General features: G+C 74.6%; 14 protein-coding genes. 8 read left to right on the plus strand and 6 right to left on the minus strand.

Annotated elements, in window-relative coordinates:
- Positions 1–108 precede the first annotated feature (108 nt).
- Together VIW71_RS20525 and VIW71_RS20530 are read left to right on the plus strand one after the other, a co-directional pair.
- Positions 109–393 carry a DUF2530 domain-containing protein gene (locus tag VIW71_RS20525; protein ID WP_331623876.1) on the plus strand — a complete coding sequence of 95 codons (285 nt, stop codon included), beginning with the start codon at positions 109–111 and terminating at the stop codon, positions 391–393.
- A gap of 38 nt (positions 394–431) precedes the next feature.
- Positions 432–2,816, plus strand: coding sequence for an HAD-IC family P-type ATPase (locus tag VIW71_RS20530; RefSeq protein WP_331623877.1), 2,385 nt, complete (start codon positions 432–434; stop codon positions 2,814–2,816).
- Between the two features lie 6 nt (positions 2,817–2,822).
- Here VIW71_RS20530 and VIW71_RS20535 read toward each other — a convergent pair whose 3' ends face one another.
- Positions 2,823–6,029 (minus strand): sacsin N-terminal ATP-binding-like domain-containing protein, encoded by a 3,207-nt coding sequence (locus VIW71_RS20535; protein WP_331623878.1) that lies wholly within the window; start codon positions 6,027–6,029, stop codon positions 2,823–2,825.
- 297 nt (positions 6,030–6,326) lie between these two features.
- On the minus strand, positions 6,327–7,226 hold the full coding sequence (locus tag VIW71_RS20540) for a DUF3027 domain-containing protein (protein WP_331623879.1): 900 nt from the start codon (positions 7,224–7,226) through the stop codon (positions 6,327–6,329).
- Positions 7,227–7,466: 240 nt separating this feature from the next.
- Between VIW71_RS20540 and VIW71_RS20545 the strand changes: the two genes are divergently transcribed.
- The 4 genes from VIW71_RS20545 to VIW71_RS20560 all read left to right on the plus strand — a co-directional run bounded on the left by VIW71_RS20545 (position 7,467) and on the right by VIW71_RS20560 (position 11,103).
- Entirely contained in the window at positions 7,467–8,861 is a 1,395-nt protein-coding gene (locus tag VIW71_RS20545; RefSeq protein WP_414720796.1) for an MFS transporter, read from the plus strand.
- Positions 8,862–8,978: 117 nt separating this feature from the next.
- Positions 8,979–9,470, plus strand: a complete 492-nt coding sequence (locus tag VIW71_RS20550; RefSeq protein ID WP_331623881.1) for a hypothetical protein — start codon at positions 8,979–8,981, stop codon at positions 9,468–9,470.
- A gap of 9 nt (positions 9,471–9,479) precedes the next feature.
- Complete coding sequence (locus VIW71_RS20555) at positions 9,480–10,166, plus strand: futalosine hydrolase (RefSeq protein ID WP_331623882.1); 687 nt, start codon at positions 9,480–9,482, stop codon at positions 10,164–10,166.
- The gene (locus VIW71_RS20560; protein ID WP_331623883.1) at positions 10,159–11,103 is read left to right on the plus strand and encodes a 1,4-dihydroxy-6-naphthoate synthase; all 945 of its coding nucleotides are present in this window, start codon (positions 10,159–10,161) and stop codon (positions 11,101–11,103) included. The genes VIW71_RS20555 and VIW71_RS20560 overlap by 8 nt, the downstream gene beginning before the upstream one ends.
- Before the next feature lie 232 nt (positions 11,104–11,335).
- On the opposite strand, the gene VIW71_RS20565 is transcribed toward VIW71_RS20560, so the two are convergent.
- Entirely contained in the window at positions 11,336–11,719 is a 384-nt protein-coding gene (locus VIW71_RS20565) for a cold-shock protein (RefSeq protein WP_331623884.1), read from the minus strand.
- 171 nt (positions 11,720–11,890) lie between these two features.
- Here VIW71_RS20565 and VIW71_RS20570 point away from each other — a divergent pair, with 171 nt between their 5' ends.
- Positions 11,891–12,187, plus strand: coding sequence for a hypothetical protein (locus VIW71_RS20570; RefSeq protein ID WP_414720794.1), 297 nt, complete (start codon positions 11,891–11,893; stop codon positions 12,185–12,187).
- Here VIW71_RS20570 and VIW71_RS20575 read toward each other — a convergent pair.
- Both VIW71_RS20575 and VIW71_RS20580 read right to left on the minus strand, forming a co-directional pair.
- Positions 12,166–12,840: an HAD family hydrolase gene (locus VIW71_RS20575; RefSeq protein WP_414720797.1), complete on the minus strand. Its 675-nt coding sequence runs from the start codon at positions 12,838–12,840 to the stop codon at positions 12,166–12,168. The two genes, VIW71_RS20570 and VIW71_RS20575, sit on opposite strands and share 22 nt — an antisense overlap.
- Before the next feature lie 386 nt (positions 12,841–13,226).
- Complete coding sequence (locus tag VIW71_RS20580; protein WP_331623886.1) at positions 13,227–14,306, minus strand: hypothetical protein; 1,080 nt, start codon at positions 14,304–14,306, stop codon at positions 13,227–13,229.
- A 122-nt stretch (positions 14,307–14,428) separates the two neighbouring features.
- Here VIW71_RS20580 and VIW71_RS20585 point away from each other — a divergent pair, with 122 nt between their 5' ends.
- On the plus strand, positions 14,429–17,023 hold the full coding sequence (locus VIW71_RS20585; RefSeq protein ID WP_331623888.1) for a helicase C-terminal domain-containing protein: 2,595 nt from the start codon (positions 14,429–14,431) through the stop codon (positions 17,021–17,023).
- Here VIW71_RS20585 and VIW71_RS20590 read toward each other — a convergent pair.
- Entirely contained in the window at positions 16,986–17,525 is a 540-nt protein-coding gene (locus VIW71_RS20590; protein WP_331623905.1) for a VanZ family protein, read from the minus strand. The genes VIW71_RS20585 and VIW71_RS20590 overlap by 38 nt on opposite strands.
- Positions 17,526–18,488 lie beyond the last annotated feature (963 nt).

Consider the following 18,488-nt stretch of genomic DNA (forward strand, 5'->3'; position numbering starts at 1 on the left):
ACGTGATCCGTATCACAGGGAGATATCGGGCCACTCGGCGAAAGCGGGCGGGGGGGGCGGGTGGTGACCGCCCGCACTCCCCCGGGACGGGCCGCATACGATGTGCGTATGAGCAAGGAGCGGAGTCCGCTGCGCGAGGCCCCCGAGCCGCTGGAGGCCAACGACGTGATGACCGTCGTGGTCGGCACCATCGTGTGGTTCGCGCTCTTCGTCGTGCAGCTCCCCTTCTACGGCTGGTACTCCGACCACGGCCACACCTGGTGGATCTGGACCTGCGCGGCCGGCGGCTGCCTCGGCCTGGTCGGCCTGCGGTACGTGACCGCCCGGCGCGATGCGATCCGGCGGGCGGCGGCCTCCCGCGTGGCCGAGAACGACCGCTCTGTAACCGGGTAGACAGCAAACGGCGGCGTCCGCCCCGTACCGTCGAAGCCATGACGGAACGCACGGACGCCCGGGTCGCTGCCCGGAATCCGGGACTCACCGCGGCCGAGGTCGCGCAACGTGTCGCCCGGGGCGAGGTCAACGACGTCCCGGTACGGTCCTCCCGCTCCACCGCCGACATCGTGCGGGCGAACGTCTTCACCCGGTTCAACGCGATCATCGGCGTGCTCTTCCTGATCATCCTGGTGGTCGGACCGGTCCAGGACGGCCTGTTCGGCTTCGTCATCCTCGCCAACACCGCGATCGGCATCATCCAGGAGCTGCGCGCCAAGCGGACGCTGGACAGCCTCGCCGTGATAGGCGAGGCCAAGCCCGTGGTGCGCAGGGACGGTACGGCGGCCGAGATCTCCACCTCCGGGATCGTGCTCGGCGATCTCATCGAACTCGGCCCCGGCGACAAGGTCGTGGTGGACGGCGAGACGGTCGAGGCGGACGGCCTGGAGGTCGACGAGTCGCTTCTGACCGGCGAGGCCGACCCGGTACTGAAGCACCCCGGCGACCCGGTGATGTCCGGCAGCTTCGTGGTGGCGGGCGGCGGCGCCTTCACCGCGACCAAGGTCGGCCGGCAGGCGTACGCGGCCCAGCTCGCCGACGAGGCGTCCCGCTTCACCCTGGTCAACTCCGAGCTGCGCAACGGCATCAGCCAGATCCTCAAGTACGTCATGTGGATGATGGTGCCGACGGCGGTCGGGCTGATCATCAGCCAGTTCACCGTGGAGAGCCACAACGGGCGCGAGGCGGTGCGCCGTACGGTCGGCGGGATCGTGCCGATGGTGCCCGAGGGGCTGGTGCTGCTGACCTCCGTGGCCTTCGCGATCGGCGTGATCCGACTGGGCCGCAAGCAGGTGCTGGTGCAGGAGTTGCCCGCGATCGAGGGCCTGGCCCGGGTCGACGTGGTGTGCCTCGACAAGACCGGCACCTTGACCGAGGGCGGCATGGACGTCACCGGGCTGCGGCTCCTCGACGGCGCCGACCAGCCCTACGTGACCCGGGCACTGGCCGCCGTCGGCGCCGCCGACCCGCGCCCCAACGCCAGCCTCCAGGCGATCATCGACGCCTACCCGCCCGGGGGCGCCGACGGCTGGCACTGCACCGGCGCGCTGCCCTTCAGTTCCGCCCGCAAGTACAGCGGCGCCGCCTTCACCGAGCCGGGCGGCGCCACCAGTACGTGGCTGCTCGGCGCGCCCGACGTGCTGCTGCCCGACGGCGACCCCGTCCTCGCCGAGGTGGACGGCCTCAACAACGACGGCCTGAGAGTGCTGCTGCTCGCCCGCACCGACCTGGGCCTCGGCGATCCGGCGGTCGCCCGGGCGGTCACCGCGCACGCGCTGGTCGTCCTCGAACAGCGGCTACGGCCCGACGCCGCCGACACCCTGCGGTACTTCGCCGAACAGGACGTGCAGGCCAAGGTGATCTCCGGCGACAACGCGGTCTCCGTGGGTGCGGTCGCCGCCAAGCTCGGGCTGCCCGGCGCCGAGCGGCCGGTCGACGCGCGGCGGCTGCCGGCCGCGAAGGACGAGATGGCCGGCGTGCTGGAGGACGGCGCCGTGTTCGGGCGGGTCACCCCGCAGCAGAAGCGGGACATGGTCGGCGCGTTGCAGTCCCACGGGCACAACGTGGCGATGACCGGCGACGGCGTCAACGACGTACTCGCGCTGAAGGACGCGGACATCGGGGTCGCGATGGGCACCGGGTCGGAGGCGACCCGGGCGGTCGCGCAGATCGTGCTGATGGACAACAGTTTCGCGACACTCCCTTCGGTGGTGGCCGAGGGGCGGCGGGTGATCGGCAACATCACGCGGGTCGCCACGCTGTTCCTGACGAAGACGGCGTACTCGGTGCTGCTCGCGCTGCTGGTGGTGTGCTGGCAGGTCCCGTACCCCTTTTTACCGAGGCACCTGACCCTGCTGTCCACGCTGACCATCGGCGTGCCGGCGTTCTTCCTGGCGCTCGCGCCCAACAAGGAGCGGGCGCGGCCGCAGTTCGTGCGGCGCGTGCTGCGGTACGCCATGCCGGCCGGGATCGCCTGCGGGGCGGCGGCGTTCGCCGCGTACCTCGTGGCCCGGCACCACTACACCGGCAGCGGGGCGCTGGACGCGGAGACCAGCGCGGCGACGCTCACGCTCTTCCTGATGGAGGTGTGGGTGCTGGCGATCGTCGCCCGGCCGTACACCTGGTGGCGGGTGGGCCTGGTGCTCGCCATGGGGGCCGGCTTTGTGATCGTGCTGGTCACGCCGTGGTTGCAGAGGTTCTTCGCGCTGAAGCTGGTGGGCACGCAGGTGCCGTGGACCGCCGTCGGCATCGCCGTGGCGGGCGCGGTGGTGCTGGAGGTCGCGTGGGCGTGGGTGAGGAGGCGCGAGCGGTCGGCGGGCTGACCGGGGTCAGTCGAACCAGCGGGCCTCGGCCAGTTCATCCGTACGGGTGGGGTCTTCCAGGAGGGCGGCCAGTTCGAAGCGGCGGTGCCAGTGGCCGGCGGCCCAGGCCAGGCCGGCCGCGAGCCCTTCGACGGTGGAGGCGTGCAGGGTGCCGTCCAGGTAGCGCCAGTCGAGTTCGACACCGCCGGTGACGAGCAGCGCCTCGTGCTCGCGATAGGTGGTGGGAGCCCCCGGCAGCAGGTCGTGGACGGCCGGGAGGACGTCGTGGGGTTCCCCCTCGGAGACCACCGCGGCCTCCAGGGCCTCGCTCAGCCGCCCTACCTGGAAGAGGTCGGCCAGTTCGGCGGCGAGGCGGGGCGGGACGGGGAGCAGCGGGCGGCCCGCGGCGAGCGGGAGCAGGTCGGGCGCGTCGGCGACCAGCGCCTCGGCGGCGTCCACCACGACCGGGGCGCCGTCGACGACGGCCCGCAACTCGTCGGGGAGGGTGACCTGTTCGGGGTCGAGCTCGGCGAGCGCGGCGTACAGGCCGTGGAGTTGCGCCGGGGTGACCGTGCGGTCGGGGTCGGCGAGGCGGGCGAGGAGCTCGGCGGCGCCGCCGGGTTCGGACAGCAGCGCGGGTACGGAGGTGCGTACGCCGAGAGCCCGCAGCACCTGCTCGTCCACGGCCGGGCCGGTCTCGGCCTCGTCGTAGAGCCCGGCGAGCAGCCGGTCGCCGCCGGCCGTGCGCAGGCCCACCGGGTGGCGGCCGTCGAGGACCGGGTGGTCGCGCAGCCACCAGGCCGCGTAGGGCCGTACGGACTCGGTGGTGCCGTCGGGCAGCAGGACCCGCACGGGGGCGGTGATGGCGTCCCGCAGCGGCGGCCGGGAGAGCAGGGCGAGGGCCTGCGGCCAGGCGTCGTCGTCCACCAGATCGAGGTCGCGTACGCCGATGACCTCGGTGGCGACCGGCGGGACGTCGGTCTCGGGGAGCTGGTCGAGGACGTCCTCGCACCACACGTCCACCGCCTCCAGCAGGCCGACGTCGTCGGGCTCGGCCCAGTCGGTGTCCCGGGGTTCGAGGTCGTCCGGGTCGAGGACCACGTCGGCGGCGCGGACCAGCGCGAAGGTGGCGAGCACGCCGACGGCGGTGAGGGGCTGTTCGCCCCAGCCGCGGGCCAGGTCGGCGTCGACGGCGGCGAGTTCGCCCTCGCGCAGCACGGCCTCCAGGGGGCTGCCGGGAAGGATCAGCTCGCCGGCCGGGGCGAGTTCTCCGTCCTCGTCGGGCAGGGCGAGTGCGGACAGCCACGGTTCGTCGCCGGGCGCGAGCCCGGCCGTCCTGGCCAGGCCGAGTACGACGTCGGCCAGTTCCTCGGCGTCCAGGCCGGCCTGGTCGTCGTCCCAGGCGGCACGGTCGTCGTCGAGCGAGGCGGCGACGGCGGTACGTACCTGCGGGGTGGTCAGGATCGCGCGGGCGGTGGCCGGCGCGGCGCCGAGCTTCTCCAGCAGCGGGTGGGCGGCGTCGGCGTGGGCGACGCGCAGGCCGAGCCGGGCGAGCAGCGCCGGGTCCACGGTGTCGGCCCCGTCCTCGCCGCGTACCGGCAGCAGCACCTGCCGCGGGCCGACCACCGTACGGCCGTCGGCGAGCGGTACCGGCAGGCCGCTGAGCACGTCGGCGTCGGAGCCGGCCAGCGAGTCGTACAGGCGCCACCACCACTCGGCGGGGCGTTCGGTGCCGGCCAGGCGGTCGATCGCGTCGGCGAGGGTGAGCCGCGCGACGCCCAGCTGACGCAGGGCGGGGCGCCGTTCGAGGGCGGACGGTACGAGGGTGGGCAGCACCTCGGCGAGGACCCGGACCGCCTCGGCGGTGGCGCCCTCCACCACCTCGGCCTCGACCGGGCGCAGGGCGTGGCCCTCGCCGGCCAGCGGCCCGCCGCCGTCCCAGGTGTCGGTGTCGGCCGCGGCGCCCCCGGCGTCGGACTCCGCGGGGGTCTCGGCGGCGCGCGGCAGGAAGGGGGTGCGGGGCAGCTCGGCGAGGATACGGCGGCGCAGCTCGGCGTCGAGTTCGCCCTTGCCGAGCGGGCCGGGGACGAGGTCCACCACGCCGGTGCCGACCGGACGCCAGGCGGCGAGCAGCCGTACGTAGGACTCGGCGGCGCGGGACAGCAGGAAGTCGGTGAGCGGGCCGGGGGCGGCGTGGCGGCGGGTCGGGTCGAGCGGGAAGGTGGCCAGCAGCAGCGCGGGCAGGCCGAGCGGTTCGTCGGTCGGCGTGGGGGCGTGCACCACGTCGGCGGTACGGGGGGCCACGGGGGCGCCCTCGGCGTCCACCGGGACGGCCCAGGTCACCGACCAGGCCGGGCGCAGGCGTTCCTCCACCGGTCGGTCGGCGAGAAGTCGGGGGGCCAGCGCGCCGGCGGCTGCCTCGACACGCCAGCGGGTGGGGGTGGGACGGGCGGTGTCCTCGATGATCACATCGCCGCCGTCCAGAGTCCGGCGGGTCAGGGTCCGCACGGCGGAGGGGGTCTCGATCACCACTTCGGTGAGGGTGGGCAGGGCGAGCAGCAGGGCGTCGTCCACGCCGGCCAGGAGGCGGGCGGTCAGGTCCACGGCGGAGCCGTCGCGCAGCGGGAGGATCACAACCGTGTCGTACGTGTCCGGCGCGCGGCCCTCCGCGGGGAACGGCAGGCGCAGCAGCGGGACATGACCGTCACGGCGGCGCAACTCCTCGGCCAGACCGGGGATCTCGGCGGCCCGGGTGCGGGCCTCGGCCAGCGACCAGCGGACACCGCCGGTGCGGCTGACGATGGCGGGTTCGTCGGTGACGGCGAGGACCGCGGCGAAGCCGACGCCGAAGCGGCCGACGGAGGCGGGTCCGTCGTCGCGCTTGGCGGAGGCGCGCAGGGTGGAGAGCGATTCGACGGCGGCGGGGTCGAGGGGGGCGCCGGTGTTGGCGGCGGCGAGGACCGCGGGGCCCTCGGCGGTGGCCTCGTGCAGGGTGAGGTGGAGGCGGCCGGGGACGCCGGCGCGGGTGGCGGCGTCGGCGGCGTTCTGCGCCAGTTCGACGACGAGGCGGTCGCGGTAGCCGCCGAGGGCCAGGTCTTCCTCGGCGTTGGCGTCCTCACGGAAGCGGGCGGCGGAGGTGGACCAGGCGGTGAGGACCGCATGGCGCAGGGCCGTGGTACGGAAGGGGTCGGGGTGGCCTTCCGGGGCCGGTCGGATAACGCCTGCGCGGGTCACGTGCGCCCCTCCGTCTGCCGGGTTCGGCACCCCTGCGGGGGCTCCGTTTGGTGTGACCGTACCGCCATTCGGGCGCGCGCCGCGATGCGGCTCCCTGCGGGGGGCCGTTCCGGAGCCGGCTCGCCCGTCCCGGCGGGTGCCCGCGCCTGGCGGCGCGCGGGTCCCCGCCCTCCCCGCCTTGAGCAGGGGGACCCCACGCCCGTGCGGTCGATGTCGGGAGTCGACGTCCACTGGCGGGTCCGGAGACGGGCCCGCCGGCGGGGTTCTTCGCCGTCGGCGGCTGCGGGAGTGCGCGGGCTACGAGTGGCCCAGGTCCTCCTCCGCCGGTTCGCCCTCCTCGACCGAGGAGTGGCGGTCCGGGTGGAGCGGCATCGGCTCGGTGTCGTGGAGGTCGTCCAGGACCATCGGGGCCGGGTGCGGGGTCTTGGGCATGACCGCCGCCTCGGAGTGGGCGCCGCAGCCGTAGGCGAGGGAGACCAGTTGGCCGTCGGCCGGGGAGAACTCGTTGGCGCAGACGCCGAACGCCTGGCTGAGGGAGCCCGCGATGGGGACCAGGAAGCCGCAGCTCACGCAGTGGGCGGGGGCGGCCTGCGCCATGGGCGTCTTCGCGCCGAACCGCTCCTCCCAGCGGTCGGCGGCCGTGTGCAGCCCGTACCGGGACAGCACCCGCGCCCGCCCCATGCCGATCTCCTCGGCCACCGCACCGATCTGCGCGATCGTGGGCACCGCGACGCCGTCCGGTTCCGCGTCCTGCCCGGCCGTCGACTCGGCCGGCCCTTCCGGCGCCTCCGCCACCGAATCCTCGTCGGACGGCGCCTCCTCCCCCAGCCATCCCGGCTCCAGGCGCAGATCGTCCGCCTCGGTCGGCAGCAGATCGCCGGGACCCATGTCGCCGGGGCGCAGGCGATCGCTCCACGGCACCCATTCGGGGGCGAGCACAGCGTCGGTTCCGGGCAGCAGGACGGTTTCGTCGACGGTCACGTTCTTCGCGCGGGAGGCCCGGGTCAGGGTGGTGGCCCACCGCCAGCCGCGGTAGGCGGGCATCTCGCAGGCGAAGAAGTGGGTGACGACCCGGTCACCCTCGGCGATGATCCCGAGGTGCTCGCCCACCGCGTCCGGCCCGGCCGCCTCCCGCGTCACGGCGAGCGCGACATCGACCGCCTCGGCGCACAGGCGGTCAGGGGTACGGCTTCGCATCGCAGCACTCACAGAAATCGTTTCTCTCTCTACGCCGTCTCACGTGTGCGCTCGCCGGCGGACGGACCCGGTGCGAGGAGCGGCAGCGGAGCGGACCTGTGGACCGCTTCGACGCTGTTCGTTCCCTGCTTGCCCGGTCTGCCCGAGCGTCCCCGGGCGCACCTGTTGCCACCATTCTGCGCGATCGCACGCTACCCCTGCGCACCACGTGCGCAAAGGAGGGGGTGCGTGCACTGCCGATTGGGGCAGGATTGCGTCGTGGCACAAACGGTGACCGCGGGCCGAGGGCCCGTGCGCAGGGCCGGACGCGCCCTCGCCAGCGGCGTGGGGCGATCCGCCGGTGCCGTGCGCCGTCGTGTGCGGCGTACGACACATGCGGGCGGCGCGGGCGAGTCGGGTCTGGCGAAACTGATCGAACTCCACGCGGTGAACTCGGCCGGCGACATGATGATCACCATCGCGCTCGCCAGCACCGTGTTCTTCTCGGTGCCGACCGGCGAGGCGCGAGGCCGGGTGGCGCTCTATCTCCTGGTGACGATGGCGCCGTTCGCCCTTCTCGCGCCCGTGATCGGCCCGCTGCTGGACCGGATGCAGCACGGTCGCAGGGCCGCCATGGCGATGGCGATGACGGCCCGCGCGGTGCTGGCCTGGACGATGGCCGGGGTGATCTCCACGGCGGGCCTCGGCCTGTATCCGGCGGCGCTCGGCGTCCTGGTGGCGTCGAAGGCGTACGGCGTGGTGCGCAGCGCGGCGGTGCCACGCCTGTTGCCACCGCGTACGACGCTGGTGAAGGCGAACTCCCGGGTCACCCTCGCGGGTCTGCTGGCGACGGCGATCGCCGCCCCGGTCGGCGCGGGCCTGCACGCGATCGGCCCGCAATGGCCGTTGTACGGGGCCTTCGTGGTGTTCATGTCCGGCGCGCTGCTGGCGATCTCGCTGCCGCACAAGGTGGACTCGGCGCGCGGCGAGAGCAAGGCGCGGCTGTCCGCCGACGAGGAGACACCGGCCGGGCCCACGGGCGTCCCCGGCCGCAAACCCGGCCTGCTGGGCGTGGGTTCGTCGGTGCTGCACGCCCTCCAGGGCAACTGTGGGCTGCGGTCGCTGTCCGGATTCCTCACCATGTTCCTGGCGTTCATGCTGCGCGAGCACCCGCTCGGCGGGCTGACCCCGGCGCAGTCGCTGGGCCTGGTCGCCGTCGCGGCGGGCGGCGGCAACGCGCTCGGTACGGCGCTCGGCGCGTGGCTCAAGGCCCGCGGACCGGAGATCATCATCACCGGTGTGCTGATCTGCTCCCTGACCGCGGCGACCTTCGCGGCGGGCTGGTACTCGTTGGTGGCGGTGGCCGCGTTGGCGGCGGTGGCCGGCATCTCGCAGGCGCTGGCGAAGCTGTCGCTGGACGCGCTGATCCAGCGGGACGTCCCGGAGGCGGTCCGCACCTCCGCCTTCGCTCGCTCCGAGACCGCGCTCCAGCTCTCCTGGGTGGTCGGCGGCGGTCTGGGCATAGTGCTGCCGCTGATCGGCTCGCTGGGCATGGCGGTGGCGGCCGGCCTGGTACTGCTGGCCTTCTCGGTCTCGGTACGAGGCCTGCTCGGGGCGGCCCGGCGGGGCAGTACGGCGCGGACCCGGGTGGCCTGAACCGCCCTGAACCACCCGGAACCACCCCGCCCGCCCGCCCCGCCCGGGGCTCGCCGCACCCCGCGGGACACTCCACCCCCGCGCAGGCGGAACGCAACCGCCCGGTAGCCTCACCCCATGAGCATGAGACGCGCTGCCACCGTCATCGGTGCCCTCCCCCTCGGGCTGGTCGCCCTCACCGCCTGCGACAAGCCGACCCCCGTGGCGACGGTGACTGTGGGCGACCGGTCCGTGACCGCCGAGGCGATCGACGACAAGTGCTACGCGAGCACGAAGCTCCCCAACCAGATCTTCCAGGCCTGCCTGGACGCGGCACCGAAGCACCACATCACGGTGGGCCTGGGCGACAAGGTCCGCGTCGGCGTGGACCCGAAGCTGGCGAAGAAGGGCTGGCTGCTCGCCACCGACAGCGCGCTGGTCACCCCCGAGCCGCTCAAGGACACCACGTACTGGACGCTGGACAGCACCTCGCTCTTCACCGAGCGGGACCCGCAGACCGGGGCCAGCACCCCGGTGAAGGCGGTCACACTGAACATCGTGCAGTCCTCCGACACCACGGGCACGCAGACCTTCGGCGTGTGGAAGATCAAGCTGCTCAAGGGCGACTGAGCGCCGCCGATGACCACCCGTCTGCTGGTGGTGACCGCGGTGGCCGCGGAACGTGACGCCGTCGCCGCCGGGCTGGGTTCCGCCGACCGGGGTCCGGCCCGCAGTCGCCGCTTCGACATCGTCGCGGCCGGCGTCGGTCCGGCCGCCGCCGCGGCGGCCTCGGCCACCGCCCTCACCCTGGCCGAGACCGCCGGGGACCCGTACACCCTGGTGATCTCCGCGGGGATCGCCGGCGGATTCGCCCCGGAAGCGCCGGTCGGCGCGGTGGCGGTCGCCGAGACGATCACGGCCGCGGATCTGGGGGTGCGCACGCCGGACGGGTTCACGACCGTCGCCGAACTCGGCTTCGGTACCGCGGAACACCGGCCGCCGGCCGGGCTGAGCCGTACCGTCGCGGACCGGCTGGGGGCCGCGTACGGGCCGGTGCTCACCGTCTCGACGGTGACGGGTACGGCGGAGCGGGCGGCCGAACTGAGGACGCGTCATCCGGGTGCCGTCGCGGAGGCGATGGAGGGGTTCGGGGTGGCGGAGGCTGCTGCGGCCCATGGCGTACCCGTACTGGAGATCCGTACCGTGTCCAACGCGGTCGGCCCCCGCGACCGGGCGGCGTGGCGGATCGGCGAGGCGCTGGCGGCGCTGACGACGGCGTTCGGGAAGCTCCCGGCCGCGCTGGAGGTTGAAGCGGAACATGGCTGACGACGCGTCGCGCGACGACGCATCCCAGGGCGGAGCCCGGCCCGACGGCGGCACCCGCCCGGACGACGGCGCCCCGCGGGCGCAGGGCACCCCGCAGGGCGGCGCGCTGCGGATCGCCTACTCCCCCTGCCCCAACGACACCTTCGTCTTCCACGCCTGGGCCCACGGCCTGGTCCCGGACGCGCCGCCGCTGGACGTCACGTTCGCGGACATCCACATCACCAACGGGATGGCCGAGCGCGGCGAGTTCGATGTGCTGAAGGTCTCGTACGCGGTGCTGCCCTGGGTGCTGGACGAGTACGCGCTGCTGCCGTGCGGCGGCGCGCTGGGCCGCGGCTGCGGGCCGCTGGTGCTGACGAAGGAGCCCGGAACCGACCTGACGGGCAGGACCGTCGCCGTCCCGAGCGAGCGCTCCACCGCGTATCTGCTCTTCCGGCTGTGGGCCGCCGCCGAGGTCCCCGGCGGGGTCGGCGAGGTCGTGGTGCTGCCGTTCCACGAGATCATGCCCGCGGTGCGGGACGGCCGGGTGGACGCGGGTCTGGTGATCCACGAGGCCCGCTTCACGTACCAGAACTACGGCCTGCACAAGCTCGCGGACATGGGCGAGTACTGGGAGTCCACCACCGGGCTGCCGATCCCGCTGGGCGCGATCATCGCCAAGCGGTCGCTGGGCAAGGAGCGGCTGCACGCGCTGGCCGAGGCCGCACGCGCCTCGGTGCGGGCGGCGTGGGACGACCCGGAGGCGTCCCGCGGTTACGTGCTGGCGCACTCCCAGGAGATGGACCCGGCCGTCGCCGACCAGCACATCGGGCTGTACGTCAACGAGTTCACGGCGGGTCTCGGTGACGACGGCTACGCGGCCGTACGAGGGCTGCTGACGCGGGCCGCGGCCGAGGGCCTGGTGCCGCCGCTCACGCCCGACGCGCTGGCTTTCTGACGCTTCCGCCACGGCTTCCGCAGGCTTCCGCGCCGCTTCCGCCATGGTTTCCGCACTGCTGCCCCACCGCTTCCGCCACCGTTTTCGGCAACCCGGGGAAATCGCTGACCGGAAAACGGCCGGGATTCGTGCCCGGAATTTTTTGCGCGCGTTTTACCGGAGGGCATAGCGGAGGATGCCACTCCGGTAAAGCGTCGCTAAAAAACCGAACGCGGGCCCGGGCCGCGGTGGTTCAGACGTCGAGCTGGTCCGCGACCACCCGCAGCACGGAGGCGATCTTGTGACCATGCGCCTTGTCGGGATACCGACCGCGTTGCAGCGAACGCGCGACGTCCTCCAGCAGAGTGGTGAGGTCCTGGACGATCGGCAACAGCTCGTCCGGCTTACGGCGCTGGGCCGCCGCGACCGAGGGAGCAGGATCGAGCAGGGTCACCGAAAGAGCCTGGTCGCCACGCTGACCTGCAACGACACCGAATTCCACGCGCTGGCCGGGCTTGAGGGCCACAACGCCGTCGGGCAGTACCGAGGAGTGCACGAAGACGTCGCCGCCGTCATCGCGGGAGAGAAAGCCGAAGCCCTTCTCACTGTTGAACCACTTGACCTTGCCGGTAGGCACGTCCGACCTCGTCCTCATTGCTCGAAACGACTCTGAATAAGACTTCTGCGGGTCCATCCAAGACCCGCTGGCACCAGGCTAATGGCCTGGTGCCGTGTGACAAGACGCCGAGGTCCCGTTCCAGCGTTCATCACGTCGATCACGTCCACCACTCGGACTTACCCTTGTCCGGTGAGCAAACAAACCATGGGCGCAGGTGACCTGCTCGTGCGGATCGGGGCGATCGTGTTCCTGGTCGGGGCGATCGGTACGGTGGCGACCTTCACGCCGCTACTGCTGGGTACCAGCCGACTGCCCACGCCTGCGTACTTCGTGTCGATGCTGATGGGCGTGGGTCTGGCGCTGGCGCTCGGCGGACTGCTGCGGTCCGTGCTCGCCCAGCGGCGGGCAGCGGACGGCCGGAGCGGCGAGCCGGACGGCGGGCAGCCCGGTGAGCAGCTTCGCGGTCAGGCAGCTGCGGAGCTGTAGTCGGCGAACCACGCCGGGAATTCGGTGAGGTCCCCGAGGACGACGTCGGCGCCGGCCGCGCGCAGTTCCGCTGCGTCGCACGGCCCGGTGGCGACCGCGACGGAGAGCGCACCCGCCGTACGGGCGCCGCGTACGTCACCGGTGTGGTCGCCGACGTAGATCGTCGCGCCGTACTCGATCAGCGCCTCGGCCTTGGCCTCGGCCCACAGCGAGCCGCGCAGTTCGGCGTCGATGCCGAGGTGGGCGAGGTGCAGACCGGCGTTGGGCCCGTACTTGGCGGTGACGACGAGCGGGCGCCCGCCGACCGCGCGGACCGCCTCGACGGCCGCCGCGGCGCCCGGCATGGCGCCCGTGGGCGCGATCGCGTGATCGGGGTACAGCGCGCGGTAGCGGTCGGCGACCTCCGGGACGCGCTCGGCCGGGAACCAGTGGGCCAGCTCCTGGTCCAGCGGCGGGCCGAGTCGGCTGATCGCCAGCCCCGAGTCGATGAAGACGCCGGTCTCGGCGGCGAGCCGGTCGAACACGGCCTTGATGCCGGGGCGGGAGTCGATCAGCGTCATGTCGAGGTCGAAGCCGACGGTGAGGGGGCCTGCGGCGCCGTACGCGGCAGCGGGTGCGGCGGCGGTGTGCGCGGCCGCGGGTGCGGCGGCGATGTGCGCGGCCGCGGGTGCGGCAGGGGTGTGCGAGGCGGCGCGAAGGTCGTTGGTCACGGCAATATTGTCACCCGGGTGGTCAAGGCGGTTTTCGGCGCGCGTCCCAGCCGGGCGGCCACGATGCGTCCGCGCCGCGGTACGGGCGTCGCGCGCTCGCCGCAGCGCCCCCAGCCGGGGCCCGGCCCCGGCAGACCTCGCGGGGGCCTGCGCGGCGACTGTCCGGCGCGACGGGCCCGCCGCGGCCCGGCGGATGACGGCGGCTCCCCCGCGGCCCACCCCAGGCCGGCGGACCCGGCTGAGCCGGCGAACTCGGCTGAGCCGATGTACCCGCCGAACCCGCCGAACCCTACAAGACACAGCCGCCCCGCCGGCCACCCCCGCAGCGGTTACGCCGCCCGACGAGCCCGCCACAGCAGGTAGAGCGCCGAGGCGAGCGCGGCGAGGCGGACGGTCCCGGGCAGCGCGTCCTGGAGCGCCTGGCCCATCTGGCCCTCAGCGATGGGCGTGCTCCACTTGCCCGCGTCGCGCCCCCACAGCCAGACCAGCATGCCGACGGCCGCCGTCCCCGGGATGCCGAGCACCGCGAACTTCGCCTGCGGCCGGGAGAGTTGACGCGAAAGGTAACCGGTCAGCCAGCCCAGGCCGAGCGGGATCCACGACCCGATCGCCGCCCCCGCGACCAGCAGGGCGGCGGCGAGCAGCAGGACGGGGCTGCCCCAGCGCTTCCCGCCGCCGCCACCCCCCTTCCCGATACCGAGGCGGGGCAGCAGGCGCCGGGACCGCCGCGCCGGGGCCTCCTCCTCGTGTGTCTCCTCGGCGCCGTACGGTTCCCCGTCGGTGTCCGGTCGCCGCGTCCTCGTCCTCCCGTGGCCGGATGCCGGGTCCTCCTCGGCCAGCTCCTCGTCGTCGACCGGGACGAAGACGCCGCCGGTCATCCCCGGCAGCCCGGCCAGCTCGTCCCCGAGGCGGGGCAGGCCGCCGCGCGGCGGGACGGTCCACCAGTCCGGATCGTCGTCGCGGGGGCGGGCCCCGCGCCGGCCCGCGTCCCGGCCGCCCGCATCCCGCCGACCCGGATCCCGCTGCCCGCCGTCCCGCCCGCCCGCCTCCTGGCCGCGGGAGGTCCCGGCCTCCTCCCGCTGACGCGGGGTCCGCGGCGTGCGCGGCGCGGTCTTGGCGTAGGGCCCGTACGAGCCGGGCGGCGGCTCGGTGGGCGGCGGCGGGGCGGCCGTACCGCCGCCCGGGGCGGCGGACCCCGCGGCGGCCTCCACGACCTCGTCCGGGCTGCCGATACGGCCGAGGATGCGGCGTACGGTGGCCGGGCTGTCGCTGCCGCGTCGCTCACGGTCGATGTCGTTGCGCAGCCGCGCGACCAGTTGCGCGCGCTGGGCGGCGGGCAGCGCGGTCTGCGCCAGATCGCCGACCCGGCTCAGATAGTCGAAGACCAGCCGGTCGCTCTCGACACCCACCGTCAAGCCCCCTTCCGCCGCACCGCGTCGACCTCATGCCGAAGGTACCCGCCTGTCCGGCGGACTGTCCTCACCCCGAGGACGCGCTCGGACATTCGACCCGTGCGGCTACTGTGGGACGGATGAGGACTGGAGGCCGAGCCACCGCCCCCCGCACGCTCGCGGAGGACCTGCGCGCCCGTGACGACACCGCGCTGGCCCTCCTCCTCCGTGCCCGCCCCGACCTCCTCACGCCGGTTCCCCCGGACCTCACCCACCTCGCCACACGCGCCGCCACCCGCTCGTCCGTCCTGCGCACCCTGGACCGCCTGGACACCTTCACCCACCAGGTGGCCGAGGCCCTGGCGGTGGCCCCGGACCCGTGCCCGTACGACACCCTGCGCGCGCTGATGACGGGCGACGTGTTCGCCTCCCCGGCCGGCGCGGCGAACACGTCGGCCCTGGGCGCGGCGCCGGGTCCCGGTGCCGCCGCCGGGATCGCCTCGCGGGGCCGGGGCCCCCTCGACCCCGAGCTGGCCGAGGCCGTGCGGGAGGCGCTGCCCCGGGCGGTCGAGGTACTGCGGGTACGGGGGCTGGTCTGGGGCGAGGACGGCTCGCCGCGGCTGGTGCGGACCGCACGGGACGTGCTGGCGCCGTCGGTCGGCGGAGGGTCGGGGACGGGGCTCGGGCCGTCCGTCGGAGAGGCGACCGCCGGGATGTCGCCCTCGCGGCTGCAGGAGATCGTGGCGGACGCGGGGCTCGCGGCGACGCATGACCCGATCAGTGCGGTACGGGAGCTGACCGGACTGTTCGCGGACGCCGAGCGGCTGGACGGGCTGCTGGCGGACGCACCCGGGGACGTACCCGGCGTGCTGGAGCGACTGGTGTGGGGGCCGCCGTACGGGGAGGTGCGGGACGCCACCGTGCCGGTACGGGCGGAGGCCGCCGCGGCCCCCGTGCAGTGGCTGCTCGCCCGGGGCCTGCTGCTCCCCGCGGGCCGGCACAACGTCGTCCTCCCCCGCGAGGCCGCCCTGACCCTGCGCGGCGGTCGCGCCCACCGCGCCCCCGCGCCGCTGCCGCCCCCCGTGGAACCCGTCGCGCGCCCCGAGCGCACCGTGAACCTGACCGCCGCGGGCCAGGCGTTCACCGCCGTCCGTACCGTCACCGAACTGCTGACCCGGTGGCAGACCGGCGGCCCGCCCGTACTGCGCGCCGGCGGCCTCAGCGTCCGCGACCTCAAGCGCACCGCGACCGCGCTGGACCTGCCGGAGCCGCAGACCGCGTTCTGGCTCGAACTCGCCTACGCCGCCGGGCTGATCGCCACCGACGGGGAGGTGGACGAGGCGTACGCCCCCACACCCGCCGCCGACGAGTGGCTGCAACTGCCCGCGCAGGAGCAGTGGGCCGCACTGGTCACCGCGTGGCTGCCGGCCACCCGGACGCCGGGCCTGGTCGGCACCCGGGACGCCAAGGGCCGCGCCCTGTCGGCGCTGGGCCCGGAACTCGACCGCTCGCCGGCCCCGCAGGTCCGCCGCCGGGCCTTGCGCGTCCTGGCCGAGCTGCCCCCGGGTTCCGCCGCGTCCCCCGACGCCCTGCTGGCCCGTCTGCGCTGGCTGCGTCCCCTTCGGGCCGGCAACGACGCCCTCCGCGCCGATCTGCTGCGCTGGACCCTGCACGACGCCGAAGCCCTCGGCGTGACCGGCCGCGGTGCGCTCGCCGACCACGCCCGGCCGCTGCTGGAGAACCCGGTGGGCGACACCGGGGCCGCCGCCCGGCTCCTCGCGCCGCTGCTGCCCGAGCATCTCGACCACGTTCTGCTCCAGGCCGACCTCACCGCTGTGGCGCCGGGCCCGCTCGTCGCGCCGCTCGCCGAGACGCTCGGGGTCCTCGCCGACATCGAGTCCAAGGGCGGCGCGACGGTGTACCGCTTCACGCCCGCGTCGGTCCGCCGCGCGCTGGACGCCGGCCGCACCGCCGCCGAGCTCCAGGAATTCCTCGCCACCCACTCCCGCACCCCGGTCCCGCAACCGCTCAGCTATCTCATCGACGACGTGGCCCGCCGCCACGGCACGCTCCGGGTCGGCGCGGCCTCCGCGTACCTGCGGTGCGACGACGACGCGCTGCTCAGCGAACTCCTCGCCGACCGCCGCGCCACCGGTCTCGGCCTGCGCCGCCTCGCCCCGACCGTGCTCGCCGCCCAGGCCGACCCGGCGACCCTGCTGGAACGGCTCCGTGCGATGGGCCTGGCCCCGGCCGCGGAATCCGCCGACGGCGACGTCCTGATCACCCGCCCGGACGCCCGCCGCACTCCGCCCCGTACGCCGCCCGTACCGGTCACCGACGGCCCTCCGATCCCCGACGCGGCGCTGCTGGGCGCCGCCGTCAAGGCGATCCGGGCCGGGGACCGGGCGGCCACGGCGGTGCGGCGCGCACCGGCGGCGCCGGGGGCCGCGTCAGGCTCCGCGTCCGGTCCCGCCGGCTCCGCGTCCTTCGGCGGCGGCCTTCCGCGTACCTCCGCCGCCGACACCCTCGCCACCGTCCAGGCCGCCGCGCTGACCGGCGAGTCCCTGTGGATCGGGTACGTCAACGCCGACGGCGCCGCCAGCCAGCGCGTGATCGCGCCGGTCCGGGTGGAGGGCGGCTACGTCACCGCGTACGACCACACCGCGGACGAGGTCCGCACTTTCGCGCTGCACCGGATCACGGGCGTTTCCGAGCTGGCCGACGATCCCGCCTGACCCCGAAGGCCGCCGCCCGCGCCCGCCGCCACCACGTCTCGCGGCGCGGGTGGAGCGCACGGCCGAGCCGGTGACCGAGCAGCAGATACCCGAAGAGGGCACCCAGTGTGTTGAGGATCACGTCGTCGATGTCGAAGGCGCGGCCCTCGACGATCGCCCCCTGCGCCGCCTCGACCAGCACCATCACCAGCGCGGTCACCACGGCCACCCGTGCCGGCCCGCGCGACCGCGGGAACAGCATCGGCAACAGGACGCCGAACGGCACACCGAGCAGGACGTTGCCGCCGATCTGCTTGAGCGAGTCCCGGACGGCGGGCTGGTCCAGGTAGGTACGGATCGACGCGCCCGGCCGCAGGTTCGTGTGGATCAGCGCGTCCGACGCGGGCGACGGCACGAGCGTCACCTTCGCGAGCGCCACCGCGAACCCCACCATGAACACGATGGCGGCGGCCAGCACGGCCGCCCGGGCGAGCGTCGGACCGAGCGTCCGCCGCTGCAGCACAGGAGGCGGCGGCTTGCGCGTCCGCGGCTTCGCCCTCGGCCGCGCCTTCGCCCTGGGCCTGGGCCTGGCCTTGGCCTTGGCCTTGGCCTTGGCCTTGGCCGCCGCCCTGGTCTTCGCCGTGTCCTTCGCCGTGGTCCGCACCGCGCCGCCGGGCTCGGCCCGCACCGTCCACGCCTTCCACCACGCCGCGGCCTGGGACTCGGGCTCGGGCTTCTGCGTTTCGGGCTTCGGAGCCGCATGAAACAGCGCCATCCGCACCGCCATGAGCCGTAACCCCCCTCCGATAGGCATCGTCCTCGGCGCGTTTACCCGAGGCCGGCCGCCGTACGCCGCGCCGTCACCGCGGTGGCCGGAATCCGCTCACGGAAACGGGACGTGTCTGTGGCTGTGCTGACGCGGTGCGTACGGATCCGGGCGACCGGCCGTCGACGTCGACGGCTGCCCGCAGGGCCACGTAGGGGGCCGGCCGCCGTACGGCACGGCGGCCGGCCCCTGCCTGTGCGGAGTACAGGACTCGCGATGACGGACTACCCGTGCCGCCCGCGCCGCTTGGACACCACGATCAGGAGGCCGCCCGCCCCGAGCACACTCGCTCCGGCGGCTGCTGCCCAGCCCACGGAAACACCGGTGTGCGGCATGTGCCCCGGAGGCCGGGTGTGGGTGGGGTGGGTGGCCGGCGGAGTGGTCGGGGGCGTCGTGGGGGAAGTCGTCGGAGGAGTGGTGGGGGGAGTAGTCGGGGGAGTGGTGGGGGGAGTGGTCGGGGGAGTGGTCGGAGGGGTCGTCGGAGGCTTCGTCGGCGGGGTTGTCGGAGGGTGGGTGTGCGGGGGACGTGTGTGCGGGGGACGTGTGTGGGCCGGGGGGTGGGTGTGCGTGGGCGGGTGCGTCTTCGGCGGGCAGCTCGTGGTGGGACCGGGCTTCGGCCGGTGCCAGCCCGAGTCCTCCGAGGGCCGACCGGACTCCGAA

The sequence above is a fragment of the Streptomyces sp. genome (assembly GCF_036524955.1).
Lineage (GTDB): Bacteria > Actinomycetota > Actinomycetes > Streptomycetales > Streptomycetaceae > Actinacidiphila.